Here is a 12,603-nt window from a genome sequence, read left to right as displayed (position 1 = left end):
TTGCCTGTTTACTGGTCGTTCTTCGTATCTTCATGACGGCGGGGGTCTTTGGGAAGAGGGTCAATCGTGTGTTTGTATTGATAGGCTTTTGAAGTGGTTAAAGCGCTTACGATGATGACGATTATACAGATAATAATACAGAAGATCATAATACCGAACACCATATGGATAAACCTCCATTTTTTAACTTCTACAGCCATTGTAACATGAAAAAGGTTTATTGCTTTATCCTCTGGGGAAAAAGATGAGTAAGAATAATGAAGAACCAGAGGAGGAATTTAAAATGGCTAATAAAGATTTAGTTCAATTAATCAATCAGGAAGTGTCCAATTTCAGTGTCCTTTTTACAAAGCTACATAACTATCATTGGTATGTAAAAGGGCCGCATTTCTTCGAATTACATATCAAATTGGAAGAACTATATAACGAAGCATCAGCTAATCTTGACGAGTTGGCGGAGCGTCTGTTGGCATTGGATGAAAAGCCGGTTGCCACAATGAAAGAACATTTGGAGTTATCAACGCTTGATGAAGCAAAAGGCAGCGAAAAAACAGATAAAATGATCCAACAGGTAATCGAAGACTTCAAAAAAGTAAGCGGTGAATTGCGTGACGGCATTAAGCTTGCTGATGAAGAAGGGGATCCGGTTACATCTGACATGCTAAGCAATATGAGTGAAAGCCTTGATAAGCATTGCTGGATGTTGCGTGCTTACTTGGATTAAGGATTCGACAGATGAAAAGCTTTGCCGATTGGGCAAAGCTTTTTTTGTGCAGAAAAATACAGGCGAATGAAGCATTCGCCTGTATTTTATTCTCAATGAAGGTACCGATAAGAATGATTGAAGCTTTTATTTTTGGCCGGAACTGATTCGACACCGGCAAATTTTCCTTTCAATGTTTCCATTATGTACAAACCGAAGAAACTTCTGAGTTCCACTTCATCCATATCCAATATATGATCAAGAATTTCTTTATGGTCGAGCTGTTCAAGGACGGCCAGGGTAAGAATGTCGATATCTTCATCATCTCCGGTCAGCTTCGTGCGGTAATGCTCGAATAAATCTTCGACTAATTTCATGACGGATTCCTCCCTTTTCTTAAAATGGATGAATGCCAGATACAAAATCGGCTATACTTCTCATGCAAAAGAGTGAATTAGTTACGTCCCATGCTTGTATCTTTTTACATCATTCTCTTTTTGTTTTACCCCTTTTTCGTTGTTTTAACCAAATTCCTTTTATAGTAGGGTCCGTGATTCAACAGGTATAGTAGAAGGCTTGTGGAGACATCTGTCTTCCGGCAAATGTCTCTGTACTTTCGGAACAATTGCCAGATGATGGGGTCTTACAGCAAGTGGCTATTAACGGCGGAGACAAGCGCCAATAAGAGCTTGAAGTCGTTTAACGAATGATAATGGGGAAATGAACACCCATTGGTTAAAGTATCCCTTAATTGTCTTCCGCTCAATCGTTACAGTACAATTGATATAGTTTTAATGCTTATGTTCCTTCTGAAACTGACTACACCAAACGGACAGAAGACCATTTACATATAGAAAAGAGGAAGTTGCATGGAGAAAACATTCAGGGATTCAGTGGGAAAGAAAATATGGTTTTCGACCGACTACCATCCCTTTTCAGATCAGCCTCAGCATGTCATCGTTATTCTGCACTACAAGACCGGCTGGATTATGACTAACCACAGTAAGAGAGGGTTGGAATTTCCTGGCGGCAAGAAGGAAGAGGGCGAAAGCATCAAGCAAACCGCCATTAGGGAAACATGGGAAGAAACAGGAGCCGTCATCTCCAATCTCTCCTATATAGCCCAATATCGGTTCTTTATGGATGGGCAGGAATGTGTGAAAGACGTTTACTTTGCTGAAGCGGATGCTCTTCAAGAAAAGGAAGATTATCTTGAAACGAAAGGCGCCGTGGTCATCGAACAGCTTCCGCAGCATTTTATGGGGGAAGAGTTCAGTTTCATCATGCAGGATACGGTCATGAAAGAATGCCTGGACATTGTGAAAGGCTTATATGTGAGGGAAGGGTGACAGACGGTTAAGGACATCCACTATTCGGATGCCCTTAAGCCACTTACCGTTTAACTAGTTTTTTTTCAAGGAAGCCGACCAGCTGATACATGATCGTTGCAAAAATCGCAATCAACAAAAGCGCCATCAGTACTAATGTAAAATTGAATACTTGGAAACCATAGATAATCAGATAACCAAGACCTTTGGAAGACACGAGAAATTCCCCTACAATAACGCCTACCCATGAAAGTCCGACATTTACTTTTAACGTTGAAATGATGGTAGGCATGGATGACGGCAAAATGGCTTCCCGAAAAGTCTGAAACCTGGTGGCGCCGAATGTCTGCAGCACTTTCAAGTAATTGGGGTCCACTTCTTTGAATGACGTATAGACAACGATTGTAGTAATGATCACTGATATAATGGCTCCCATTGCAATAATGGAAGGAAAACCAGGCCCCATGGCTACAATCAGGATTGGCCCTAACGCTACTTTGGGCATTGCGTTCAGAATCACAAGATAGGGATCAAGGATTTTTTGTAAGAAAGGCGACCACCAAAGAATGGCTGCCAACAATGTCCCCAGCAGTGTACCTAGCAAAAAGCCGGCAATGGTTTCTGTTAATGTGACAACCCCGTTGCTGATCAGCGTCCCATCGCCAATCTTTTCTATGAACAGAGATCCAATCTGTGCCGGTGAACTAAAGATGAGGGGATCAATCCACTCCAGTCTGCTAGTCAGCTCCCAAATTCCAAAGAAGAACACAAATATGAGAAGCTGATAGATTCTCACCATTTTCTTTTCTTTCACTAATGCCTTTTTATAGGAATCATGCAGCTCTTTAATGTTTAGCGCCAGGTTCTTCAATGGTTTCGAACTCCTTCCAAATGGTTTGGAATAAATCAGTATAGAGTGGATGGTTCCTTGACTCAAAAGGAGGGAGGCTGCGAAGCTCCTGGGGTACTTGATAGGTTTTATAGAGTCTTCCCGGCTTGGCGGCAAACAGATAGATACGGTCGCTCATGGCGATGGCTTCACCGATATCATGGGTGACCAGCACAGCTGTTTTATTAAAACGTTTCAATGTGGTGAAGACTAAATCTTCCAGTTTTAATTTGGTTACGTAATCTAAAGCAGAAAAAGGTTCATCCAGCAGCAAAAGTTTGGGATTGGTCGCCAGCGTCCTGACCAGGGCGACTCTTTGGCGCATCCCTCCAGAAAGCTGATTCGGGAATTGGTCTTCCACCTGTGGCAGACCAATGTCATTTAAAAGCTTAAGAGCGCTGATTTCAGCTGATGCCTTCTCGTTTTTGCCCAGTTTTAATCCGAGCAATATATTTTCCCGGATTGTTTTCCAAGGAAATAGATAATCCTGCTGCAGCATATAGCCGATGTCCTGCTTCTTGGAAGGATGATACACCTCACCTTCCAGAAGCGTCTGGCCTTCGGTCGGCTTTATGAGACCGGCGATGATAGATAATAGGGTTGTTTTTCCACAGCCGCTTGGTCCTAAAAAAGAGATGAATTCCCCTTCCTCGGCGGAAAGGGAAATATCTTCAATGGCGAGAGTGCTGGCAGCAGGAGTGAAATAAACATGATGGATATTTTCCACAGATAAAAAACTCATTGCCCATTCTCCTTACTTGGAAGAGGAGCTTTTAGCCAGTTCTGTATTCACCAATTTTTTGTATGATGCATCTTTTGGCAATTCTCCTGCTTCTTTCATGATGGATTTTAGATTTTCCCATTCTTTTTTATCCAGAATGGGATCAGTGGCGTAGGCGCCTTCTTGTTTGTAGCGGTCAACAACCGTTGCAATGATGTCTGGGTCGCTGTCTTTGAAATAGGGTTGAATAACAGCGGCAGTTTCCTCTGGTTTATGCGTGTTTACCCAGTCTTGGGCTTTTTTGATGGCATTCGTGAACTTCTGGACAGTCTGTTTGTTTTTCTTTAGATAGCTGCTTTTCGTCATATAGGAGGTATAAGGCACTTTGCCCGATTCTGTTCCGAAAGAAGCGACGATATAGCCTTTGCCTTCTTTTTCGAAGATACTGGCCTGCGGTTCAAACAATTGGACGTAGTCACCTGTGCCTGATAGGAAGGCATTCGCTATATTGGCAAAATCGATATTCTGGATGAGCTTCAAGTCTTTATGGGGATCGATGCCGTGCTGCTTCAAGACATATTCGCCGACCATCTGCGGCATGCCGCCTTTGCGCTGGCCAAGGAACTCGCTGCCCTTCAGTTGCTCCCATTTGAATTGATCCATTTTTGTGCGGGAAACTAAAAAGGTGCCGTCGGCTTGGGTTAGTTGGGCAAAGTTAATGACCGTATCTTTGGTTCCCTGGGCATCGACATAAATGCTTGTTTCGGAGCCGACCAATGCAATATCCGTTCCGCCGGCTAATAATGTAGTCATCGTTTTATCTCCGCCCCATGTAGTCGCCAGGGTAACCTTGAGCCCTTCATCTTCGAAAAAACCTTTTTCAAGAGCTACATATTGAGGGGCATAAAAAATAGAACGTGTGACCTCCGCCACTTTCACTTTGACTTCTGCTTCTTCTTTTTTGCCGCAGCCGGCAAGATAAGAAAGCAATAAGACGGCTATCACTGTACAGATGCCCATCCTGATGTATTTTTTCATTCACAATCCTCCATTCTTGTGTATTGAACCTTTGTTAGTCAGCAAACGTTGCAGGCCCAGTGTATGGACATATATGGATGGCCATTTCGGCTGAATAAATGTTTAACATATCGTATGAACGAGAAAAAATTGTGTGAACGCCTAAACGATCATTTTTGCATCAAAACTAGGAGATGAAACCATGAAAACGATGATTGATGGAACCATCCTATCCAAGATTCCTTATCCCACAGCCAATCCGCGCATAGCGCTTTACACTGTAACGTATATGAGCGATGGCCTGGAGGTAAAAGGGTTACTTGCTGAACCGATTGGCCAAGAGAAAATGGATGGATTTCTGTACTTGCGGGGAGGCATTAAGAATGTCGGCACTGTTCGGCCGGGCAGGATCATTCAGTTTGCGGCACAAGGCTTTATTGTATTTGCCCCTTATTATCGCGGGAACCAAGGAGGGCAGGGAGACGAAGACTTTGCTGGAGATGATAAGAATGATGCAGTTGCTGCGTTTGCTGTTCTCCAGCAGATGGAGCGGGTGAAATCCATTCACATCTTCGGATTTTCGAGAGGGGGCGTGATGGCCTTGTGGACAGCCATCAAGTGTCCGGAGGCTGCATCGCTGGTCACATGGGGAGGGGTTTCCAGTGTTGCACTTACATATGAACAGCGTGTTGACCTGCGAAGAATGATGAAACGAGTCATCGGGGGTACGCCGAATAAATATCCGGAAAGGTATGACAACAGAGATCCTTTGCTTCAAATCGATCAAATCAATTGCCCAGTGCTCATCATTCACGGCTGTAAGGACCATAACGTAGAATTCAACCAGGCGACCCATCTGGAGGAAGCCCTTCGGCAACACGGAAAATCGGTGGAGTGCTGGTACTATAAAGAGTATACTCATTATTTTCCTCCCAAAGTAAACAGGGAAACCGTTAAAAAATTGACTTCCTGGATGAAAGAGCATGCAGACTGATGATAAAATAAAAGAAAAAGGAGTCGAGAATATGGGCATGCCTATGGAAGTAAATACGATGATTGTTACAAAAGGAAAGGAAGAACGTATCGGCAAGAATGATTTTTCCTTGGTGAAGAGTGGATACCGACTATACCCGATCGATATCCCGGTTTCTGTACGCAAAACCAAAAACAGTGAGGACATCGGTACGGCATACATAAAAAAAGTGAGCTGGGAAAAGAACGAAACGCATATCGTGTATGAATTGACGTCATTGCATAGTGTAAATTGATAGGCCGAAAAAGGTCTGGTCTTTGATCAGCCTTGTATTCTTTGGCGAGTAAATTGATTTGGTTGCTTGTCAGCTGCTAGAACAGGGGAAAACGCCAAGATGGGTTTAACCATCCATTTATTTAAAAGGCAGGAAAACGCCTGTAACCAGCCGTTTCGACAGCGGACCATGCAGGCGTTTTTGCCTTTAAGTGAGATGTAATGATTCGGGCAAGTGGATTCCGGCGAAGCTCCTATACACTGCCCAAATAAACGCTGGTGACATTCGGTACAGTAATCGTGCCTTCATTTTCATATTGGTCAAAAAGGGCGCTGAATGCCTGGATAAAAGGCTCATAAGATGAATCTCCCTTTTTGGGTGCATATGAAGCCGACAGCTGCCGGCCGATAAAATGATTGCGGTCATAGACGAGAGGAGAGTCATAGCTTCGAACGGAATAATGGCCATGCTTAAAGAAGGCCTGAAATATTTCAGGGCTTTCTGTTTTTTCGCCTGAAAAACCTGTGAATTCCGGGCACCACATTTGGTTGATGGCACTACTTTTACGGACAAGGGGGCTATCCGCCACACGGCTGTTCCAGACGAGTGCAACTTGCCCATGGGGAGTTAAGATCCTTTGGCATTCTTTTTTGAATAATGGTTGATTGAACCAATGGAATGCCTGGGCGGCAATGATCAAATCAATGCTTTCTGCCGGCAATCCGGTAGTTCAGCTGAGCCGTCAATCGAGAAAAACAAAGGGTTGCCCCCGAGGGTTTCTTCCGCCATTTTTCGCATTTCCCCGTTCGGCTCCACACCATATGTTTTCATGCCGCGGTTAAGCCATTTTTTGGCCATGATCCCAGTTCCGGAACCGATATCGGCAATAATAGAATATTGATCCAAATGCCCTTCGAAAATAATATCATCCAGTAAAGGTTCAGGATAATCAGGCCGGTACAGATGGTAATCGCTGCTTTTACCATTGAATTTGCTTGTGTTCGCCAAATTTTTCACCCCTTTTTTTATATAAAAAAGAATATTCTGGTTTTTAATCCTATATTGCCAGCCACTCTTGCCTCTTCTATAATTTACCATATAATTACTTGGATTGAAGGTTCAATATATGTTGTCCTTCTATTGGTCTGTTCATCTATCCAAAAAGAAAGGCTCGTGCATTATGAACGTATCTCCTATGTTGAAAATGGTCATAGCAATGTCCATTTTTGGTTCGGTAGGCTTGTTTACCGTAAAGACGGGCATACCAGCAATACAATTGGTTTTGGTGCGGTGTGTATTCGCAACCGTTTTTTTAGGCGGTTGCTGGATAGCGGCGGGACAGCATAAAAAGGAAATCTGGCAGGCAAGAGAGGTATTTCTGACGGTTCTTTGCGGGATTTTTCTAGTGATGAATTGGGTGTTTTTATTTAAGGCATTCGAAGTGATGCCGATTTCGGTTGCTATATCGATTTACCATCTTGCCCCCATTCTTCTTTTGATTCTAGGTGCTGTATGTTTTAGAGAAAAAATTCATCTGCTTTCCTGGTTATTCATTTTGATGTGTTTCGGAGGCAGTGTATTGATGATCGGAATAAAGGCTTCTGTTTCATGGGAAGGGCTGTTTAGTTCGGGGTTTATCTGGGCGCTGTGTGCTGCTTTGTTCTATGCGTTGACTATGTTTTTTGGAAAGTTAATCCGCCATTTAAGCCCTTATGCGACGACGTTTATTCAGACCACTGTCGGCATTCTGATCTTATTGCCGTTTTTTGATGTCCATGCATTTTCCCATCTGTCTGGGATGAATTGGCTATTTATAGTAGGGACAGGCTTCATACATACCGGGTTGGTCTATTACCTGTTTTTTGACAGCATCAGGCAATTGCCGACTGTTCATATGTCAGCCCTAGTTTTTCTGGATCCTGCTGTAGCGATCATGCTGGATGTTGCTTTGTTGGGATTCCGGCCATCGATCTGGCAAGTCGCCGGGATTATACTAATTTTTGCGGGAATGGCGTACACCACGTTTCCAAAGAAAAGCCGCATTCAGCAATCCCATGCCGAGAAGAACGGATTTTAATGGACTTTCCCATCATAAAGGGGATACACAACCGCTTTGGAAGAAGGAAAGGCAAAAATAAGAAGGAAAAACAGATCCCCCTGCATGGGAAGCAGGGGGATTTGTTTAATGGTACCCGTTTTGTCCGTTTGCTGAACCGGAAGTTTTATGCTTCGGTTTCGATTTTCCTTTTTGCTTAGTGCCGTTATCGTTCTTGCTTTTTTTCTGATTGGACATAATGGAAAACCTCCAGCCGTTAATTTGAGGAACATCCCTCTGTTATAGAATTCGGCCGGAATAGAAATTCATGCCAGGGAATAGAAGGAAAAGCGCAGGCTTATTGGCAACGACCATCCATATATGATGGCTGATTTACTGTTACTAAGGGATTGACATAGGAATTAATGAGGATATATGTGGAAAAGAAGGCAGGAATCCATAAATCACCTGGTTACATTCTACCAATTAAAGGGAATTTCCGTTTTGAATGAATCCGAGAGGGTATCATAATCCTAAATAAAGCATTTACATTTAATTTTTAGCGCTTTTTGCAACAACATTTGGTTAAAAATTGATATAGTGGATAATTATGCGCGATGATTGTTTCGGGATATTCTTTAAAGATGATCAAAAACATACAATCAATCGGGGGTGCTATGAATGAAACCAACATATCTTGTGAATGAAGAACCTCAAAATCTTACAGGGGCAGATACCGCTGAGCTGATGAAAGTATGTAAGCGTCTTTCGATGGAAGTATCGTATTTTAAAAAGCTGGCGGATTACCACAAAGAAGATGCCAAGCTTGCCCGAGCTGCCACAGTCGAATTAAGCCAGACCATGGCTGCATTAAAGGAGAAAATGAGGGAAAAGGATAACATGTTAAAAGAAGTGAGCTTGAATATCAAGGATATGATCAATAATCCATCGATGGATATAGTCGGTAAGGTGAACCAGATCCGCAATTATCTGAACATGCTTATGAGACAATTATGATCTGTACTCTGGCCAGCTGTTGAATAATAGATTTTATGGAAGGCAGAAAAATTGAATGAAGATAGCGGATCATAAAAGGTATGTTTAAGGCAGTTTGCCGAATGCATGCCTTTTTATTCTGCCTAATAGAGGATGATTATTTTAAAAGTGGATGTTTGTTAAAAGAGTGAATGAAGTATCTTACAACGATGTGCGATAAGGCAAAAATCCGTGAATAGTGGCGGGTAAAGCCGGTTTCATAGCGATGAAGGGGTAAGAAAGAGGATAGTGGCATGAATCATTACTAAAATCATAATATGAGGGGTGATTAGATGAAATGGTCAATTGCATGGCTGATCTGTGTATGGATCCCCGTTCCCTATCTGGTATATGCGTTTGATTATGCTATGTACGCATCATTCTTAGAAAAGGGGACTTACTACTCGCTTTTGATTGCCTTCTTTTGGCTTCCTTTACTTGGTACACTGTTGACGGGAGTACTTTCGGTCAAAATAGTCCCCAAGCAGATCGTTTTAGGGCAGCTCATCATGTTCTTCCTTTCTTGGGGTCTTGTCCGCTTTTTGAAAATCGGTCCGGATTCAGAGGATTTTATATATCTAAATAAGGAACATACAGTCATTGTTATCGCCGGAATTTATATTTTTATGCAATGGGTCATACGTAATATGGTTATTCAAGCCATGGAACGTAGGAATGCGAGATCTGAGTAAGTCTGTTTCTTGCCGGTTTTCCTAATGCTAAAAGAATATAAGGGAATTACATAACGTAAACCAACCAATGGATTCCAACATTCTAAGCTTTATGGCGGCCATCATCTTTAGCTGGGTTAACATATACCTTTCCGATGAAAGAGGATTGTATAAATCGTTAAAGAACGATAAAATAGTCTTTCCTGATTATATGAACCGGACTGATACGAAAGGAGGCTGTTCCCTGGTGAAATTATATATTGTCAATATGATTGGAAGAGGGATGCTGCGCCAGCAATTTCCGGCTGTTGAAAAGGAAGCAGCAAAAAGGGCTGCAGTGAGCTTTTATAGGCATTTTAAAAAAGAATATGAAGAGGATGGCTACATTCTGATCAATGGCTTTAAAAAAATGGAAGAAGCAGCGGCGGCTGAACTTATTATTACATTGGACGAGTCTGAAGAGGCTATGTTGGCACAACTTGAGGATATAGGAAAAGGCTGAAGAACAATGAAAGAAATCATTGTTCTTTTTTTATCCTATTCTAATTGTAAAGCCCCCACATCAACACGGGAGTAAAGACAAAGAAGTGTAAGCGGGCGATCAAGCACTAGTAAGAATCCTATTAAGTTTGTATCTAGGAATTTTTTAATAAAATATTCCAGAAAAATGATTATCTTATTTTTCTGTTATTTTACAAAAAAAATCATATAGGTTGTTTTGCTTACTTTTTTCAAAAGAATTTCTTCAATAAAAGTTCTTTCTGTCCAATTATCAATGTGGAAAATGGATTCCGACCAAAATATGAGGGTGGAAATGGTCACATTTTTTATTTCTTTTTGATAACAGAATAATAGTTTCTATCTATTTTGTAATAAAAAATAGTTCTTTTGTTGCGTGTTTAACAAGGTATTCGCATTGATGGTGATTGTTTGTACCGGAAAGACCATGCTATATGTCTCTTTCTTTTGGGCGTTTGTTTCTTTTAGCCTATATACCCCAAATAGATAACTCTATAGAATGGGTAAAGTTATCACTAAACAAAAGGGGGTATATGAGTGAAACCTTTTGTGAAGCTTGGTCGTGTCTTTTCCATCTTTATTGCAGTATTGTTTTTTATAGGAGTGTTAGCTAATATGCCGAGCGCATATGCTTCACAGGCTATTTTTATAAAACCAACTGAGGGACAGTTATCTTCTTCTTTTGGAAGCCGAAATGGCAATATGCATTTTGGAATTGATTTTGCAGCTTCAACAGGGACACCAGTAAAAGCAGCGGCTGCTGGAACAGTAAGCAGATCCTATTTATCACAGTCTTATGGAAATGCTGTTTTTATCAGACATACGATTAATGGACAAGTATGGGAAACGGTTTACGCCCATATGAGCAGTAGGGCCGTTACAGAAGGCCAATATGTGAAAGCCGGCCAATTGATTGGCAAAGTAGGGAGCACCGGAGATTCAACCGGATCGCATTTGCACTTTGAAACACATAAAGGCACCTGGAATATCGATAAATCCAATGCTGTCAATCCATTGGATTATATGGGAACAACCGTAACAACAGCAGCGGCAGCCAAGCCGCAAAGTAATCCTGTGGACGGATCATGGGGAACGGTTAAGGTCAAATTTCCTGCCGGATATGGTGTAAATGTATATGCAACGCCTGGCGGTGCATATAAGGGGCGTGTTTTGGGCGGCCATGCATACAAAGTCTATGCGAAAAAAGGAAATTGGTTTAATATTGGCTCCCGCACTTGGATTAAAGCAGATTATGTTACGTTTACACAGGATACCGGTTATGTGGATTACCCGGCTGGATATAAAGTGAATGTTTACCGGTCGCCAAACGGTTCTTTTAAAGAGCGGGTTAATGGCCAAATGTACTTTAAAGTATATGGATATAAAAATGGTTTCTATGATATCGGACAGTCAAGATGGATTCCCGCCAGCCATGTAGTGGTTATCAGACATTAGATGGAAGGCTTTATATAGAAGCATCTCTCTTTTGAGGGATGCTTATTTTTATCCCATTTTAATTAGATAGGCGCCCTTCAATCAGGGTGCTTTGTTATGTCCAATCTTTTAATGAAAAAGAAAACGATGCTTTTTCAATAAGGATAAATCTTTAGCGGGGATTATAAGAGGTGCTTCACGGCTTTTTTTTGATCATTTGCTGCCAGGCCTCATCATCACGTGGGCCGAATATAATCCTTCTAATATAAGTAGCGACTTCGCGGGAAGATTGTTTCATCCCGGTATCCAGCCAATGTTGAAGGACGCCGAGCTGCGCGGATACGGCAAATGCACTGGCATAATCCACGGGTACATAGAGTGCATTTAGTTCGAGATGTTCGGTGATATTTTTTTTTACATTTGCCCGCATTTCTTCTTTCAATTTTAGACGGAAACGTGGATCTCCATTAGGTCCAAGCAGGACTTTAATGAACTCGGCATTTTCTTTTATACAATCCAATAGCTTCATAATATAAGGAGAGGGCTCATACATGATTTCCTTATTTTCTACTAAATTTCCTTTAGATATAAATTTTTCATGTTTGATTTGTTTAATCTCTTCAATTATTTCTGCCTCACTCTGTTCCAATAAATCATATTTATCTCTGTAATGAAGGTAGAATGTGCCCCTGTTGATATCTGCTCTTTCCGTGATATCGCTCACTGTCAGGCCGTCGAATCCTTTTTCAATCATTAGATCTGTAAGCGAATCACGGATCAATCTTTTCGTCCTTATTACTCTTCTGTCAACTTTTGGGCTTTTCATTTTATTATCCATCCTTCTAAAATTATCTTTTTTAATCAACAAAATAAATTGAAATGTTGGAAATATGACATTAGAAGCACTATTGTTGCTTGCATTGTTTAATGTCTATATTATAATGTTCAGTATGATTGTTATCAAACACAGTGTTGAGTAATCAAATTAAATATATACGAGTAAG

17 protein-coding genes are annotated in these 12,603 nt (G+C 41.4%); 9 read left to right on the top strand and 8 right to left on the bottom strand.

Translation table 11 applies throughout. The annotated features are described in order from the left end of the window. Window positions 1–8 precede the first annotated feature (8 nt). Window positions 9–164 carry a YtzI protein gene (gene ytzI / locus BN1765_RS19675; protein WP_082195508.1) on the bottom strand — a complete coding sequence of 52 codons (156 nt, stop codon included), beginning with the start codon at window positions 162–164 and terminating at the stop codon, window positions 9–11. Between the two features lie 119 nt (window positions 165–283). Here ytzI and BN1765_RS16430 point away from each other — a divergent pair, with 119 nt between their 5' ends. Next, on the top strand, window positions 284–724 hold the full coding sequence (locus BN1765_RS16430) for a Dps family protein (RefSeq protein ID WP_147554221.1): 441 nt from the start codon (window positions 284–286) through the stop codon (window positions 722–724). Between the two features lie 92 nt (window positions 725–816). Here BN1765_RS16430 and BN1765_RS16425 read toward each other — a convergent pair whose 3' ends face one another. Then, complete coding sequence (locus BN1765_RS16425; protein ID WP_050616152.1) at window positions 817–1,080, bottom strand: DUF6154 family protein; 264 nt, start codon at window positions 1,078–1,080, stop codon at window positions 817–819. Between the two features lie 492 nt (window positions 1,081–1,572). Here BN1765_RS16425 and ytkD point away from each other — a divergent pair, with 492 nt between their 5' ends. Then, window positions 1,573–2,052 (top strand): RNA deprotection pyrophosphohydrolase, encoded by a 480-nt coding sequence (gene ytkD, locus BN1765_RS16420; protein WP_050616151.1) that lies wholly within the window; start codon window positions 1,573–1,575, stop codon window positions 2,050–2,052. Window positions 2,053–2,095: 43 nt separating this feature from the next. On the opposite strand, the gene BN1765_RS16415 is transcribed toward ytkD, so the two are convergent. The 3 genes from BN1765_RS16415 to BN1765_RS16405 are packed head-to-tail and all read right to left on the bottom strand — an operon-like array spanning window position 2,096 to window position 4,679. Continuing rightward, window positions 2,096–2,902 carry an ABC transporter permease gene (locus BN1765_RS16415; protein ID WP_230199539.1) on the bottom strand — a complete coding sequence of 269 codons (807 nt, stop codon included), beginning with the start codon at window positions 2,900–2,902 and terminating at the stop codon, window positions 2,096–2,098. Beyond that, a complete protein-coding gene (locus tag BN1765_RS16410; RefSeq protein ID WP_050616150.1) occupies window positions 2,877–3,662 on the bottom strand; it encodes an ABC transporter ATP-binding protein in 786 nt (261 codons plus the stop codon). Before BN1765_RS16410 ends, BN1765_RS16415 begins: the two co-directional genes overlap by 26 nt. A 12-nt stretch (window positions 3,663–3,674) precedes the next feature. Continuing rightward, window positions 3,675–4,679, bottom strand: a complete 1,005-nt coding sequence (locus BN1765_RS16405) for an ABC transporter substrate-binding protein (protein ID WP_050616149.1) — start codon at window positions 4,677–4,679, stop codon at window positions 3,675–3,677. 190 nt (window positions 4,680–4,869) lie between these two features. Here BN1765_RS16405 and BN1765_RS16400 point away from each other — a divergent pair, with 190 nt between their 5' ends. Together BN1765_RS16400 and BN1765_RS16395 are read left to right on the top strand one after the other, a co-directional pair. Then, window positions 4,870–5,652 carry an alpha/beta hydrolase family protein gene (locus BN1765_RS16400; RefSeq protein ID WP_050616819.1) on the top strand — a complete coding sequence of 261 codons (783 nt, stop codon included), beginning with the start codon at window positions 4,870–4,872 and terminating at the stop codon, window positions 5,650–5,652. 31 nt (window positions 5,653–5,683) lie between these two features. Beyond that, window positions 5,684–5,926, top strand: a complete 243-nt coding sequence (locus BN1765_RS16395; protein ID WP_050616818.1) for a DUF2584 domain-containing protein — start codon at window positions 5,684–5,686, stop codon at window positions 5,924–5,926. Window positions 5,927–6,158: 232 nt separating this feature from the next. Here the strand turns inward: BN1765_RS16395 and BN1765_RS16390 are convergent, their stop codons facing one another. Then, window positions 6,159–6,626, bottom strand: a complete 468-nt coding sequence (locus BN1765_RS16390) for a methyltransferase domain-containing protein (protein ID WP_187119463.1) — start codon at window positions 6,624–6,626, stop codon at window positions 6,159–6,161. After that, window positions 6,602–6,913, bottom strand: a complete 312-nt coding sequence (locus BN1765_RS20610; protein ID WP_187119462.1) for a methyltransferase domain-containing protein — start codon at window positions 6,911–6,913, stop codon at window positions 6,602–6,604. The genes BN1765_RS16390 and BN1765_RS20610 overlap by 25 nt, the downstream gene beginning before the upstream one ends. Before the next feature lie 172 nt (window positions 6,914–7,085). Between BN1765_RS20610 and BN1765_RS16385 the strand changes: the two genes are divergently transcribed. The 5 genes from BN1765_RS16385 (at window position 7,086) to BN1765_RS16365 (ending at window position 11,620) form a co-directional block, all read left to right on the top strand. Beyond that, a complete protein-coding gene (locus tag BN1765_RS16385; protein ID WP_050616817.1) occupies window positions 7,086–7,982 on the top strand; it encodes a DMT family transporter in 897 nt (298 codons plus the stop codon). Window positions 7,983–8,621: 639 nt separating this feature from the next. Then, complete coding sequence (locus tag BN1765_RS16380) at window positions 8,622–8,957, top strand: hypothetical protein (protein ID WP_050616148.1); 336 nt, start codon at window positions 8,622–8,624, stop codon at window positions 8,955–8,957. 311 nt (window positions 8,958–9,268) lie between these two features. After that, the gene (locus BN1765_RS16375; RefSeq protein ID WP_050616147.1) at window positions 9,269–9,667 is read left to right on the top strand and encodes a hypothetical protein; all 399 of its coding nucleotides are present in this window, start codon (window positions 9,269–9,271) and stop codon (window positions 9,665–9,667) included. A gap of 226 nt (window positions 9,668–9,893) precedes the next feature. Then, window positions 9,894–10,148 (top strand): hypothetical protein, encoded by a 255-nt coding sequence (locus tag BN1765_RS20155; protein ID WP_147554220.1) that lies wholly within the window; start codon window positions 9,894–9,896, stop codon window positions 10,146–10,148. A 554-nt stretch (window positions 10,149–10,702) separates the two neighbouring features. Further along, window positions 10,703–11,620: a M23 family metallopeptidase gene (locus tag BN1765_RS16365; RefSeq protein WP_050616145.1), complete on the top strand. Its 918-nt coding sequence runs from the start codon at window positions 10,703–10,705 to the stop codon at window positions 11,618–11,620. A 175-nt stretch (window positions 11,621–11,795) separates the two neighbouring features. Here BN1765_RS16365 and BN1765_RS16360 read toward each other — a convergent pair whose 3' ends face one another. Further along, window positions 11,796–12,425, bottom strand: coding sequence for a TetR/AcrR family transcriptional regulator (locus BN1765_RS16360; RefSeq protein ID WP_050616144.1), 630 nt, complete (start codon window positions 12,423–12,425; stop codon window positions 11,796–11,798). Window positions 12,426–12,603: the final 178 nt, after the last annotated feature.

This window comes from Bacillus testis (assembly GCF_001243895.1).
In the GTDB taxonomy this organism is placed as follows: Bacteria; Bacillota; Bacilli; order Bacillales; family DSM-1321; genus Bacillus_AD; species Bacillus_AD testis.
Note: the sequence above shows the minus strand (reverse complement) of the source record. Positions and strands in the feature narration are given on the sequence as shown.

Coding starts and splice junctions, on each gene's coding strand:
- ytzI (WP_082195508.1), bottom strand. CDS start 164: ATGGTGTTCGGTATTATGATCTTCTGTATTATTATCTGTATAATCGTC.
- BN1765_RS16430 (WP_147554221.1), top strand. CDS start 284: ATGGCTAATAAAGATTTAGTTCAATTAATCAATCAGGAAGTGTCCAAT.
- BN1765_RS16425 (WP_050616152.1), bottom strand. CDS start 1,080: ATGAAATTAGTCGAAGATTTATTCGAGCATTACCGCACGAAGCTGACC.
- ytkD (WP_050616151.1), top strand. CDS start 1,573: ATGGAGAAAACATTCAGGGATTCAGTGGGAAAGAAAATATGGTTTTCG.
- BN1765_RS16410 (WP_050616150.1), bottom strand. CDS start 3,662: ATGAGTTTTTTATCTGTGGAAAATATCCATCATGTTTATTTCACTCCT.
- BN1765_RS16405 (WP_050616149.1), bottom strand. CDS start 4,679: ATGAAAAAATACATCAGGATGGGCATCTGTACAGTGATAGCCGTCTTA.
- BN1765_RS16400 (WP_050616819.1), top strand. CDS start 4,870: ATGATTGATGGAACCATCCTATCCAAGATTCCTTATCCCACAGCCAAT.
- BN1765_RS16395 (WP_050616818.1), top strand. CDS start 5,684: ATGGGCATGCCTATGGAAGTAAATACGATGATTGTTACAAAAGGAAAG.
- BN1765_RS16385 (WP_050616817.1), top strand. CDS start 7,086: ATGAACGTATCTCCTATGTTGAAAATGGTCATAGCAATGTCCATTTTT.
- BN1765_RS16380 (WP_050616148.1), top strand. CDS start 8,622: ATGAAACCAACATATCTTGTGAATGAAGAACCTCAAAATCTTACAGGG.
- BN1765_RS16375 (WP_050616147.1), top strand. CDS start 9,269: ATGAAATGGTCAATTGCATGGCTGATCTGTGTATGGATCCCCGTTCCC.
- BN1765_RS16360 (WP_050616144.1), bottom strand. CDS start 12,425: ATGAAAAGCCCAAAAGTTGACAGAAGAGTAATAAGGACGAAAAGATTG.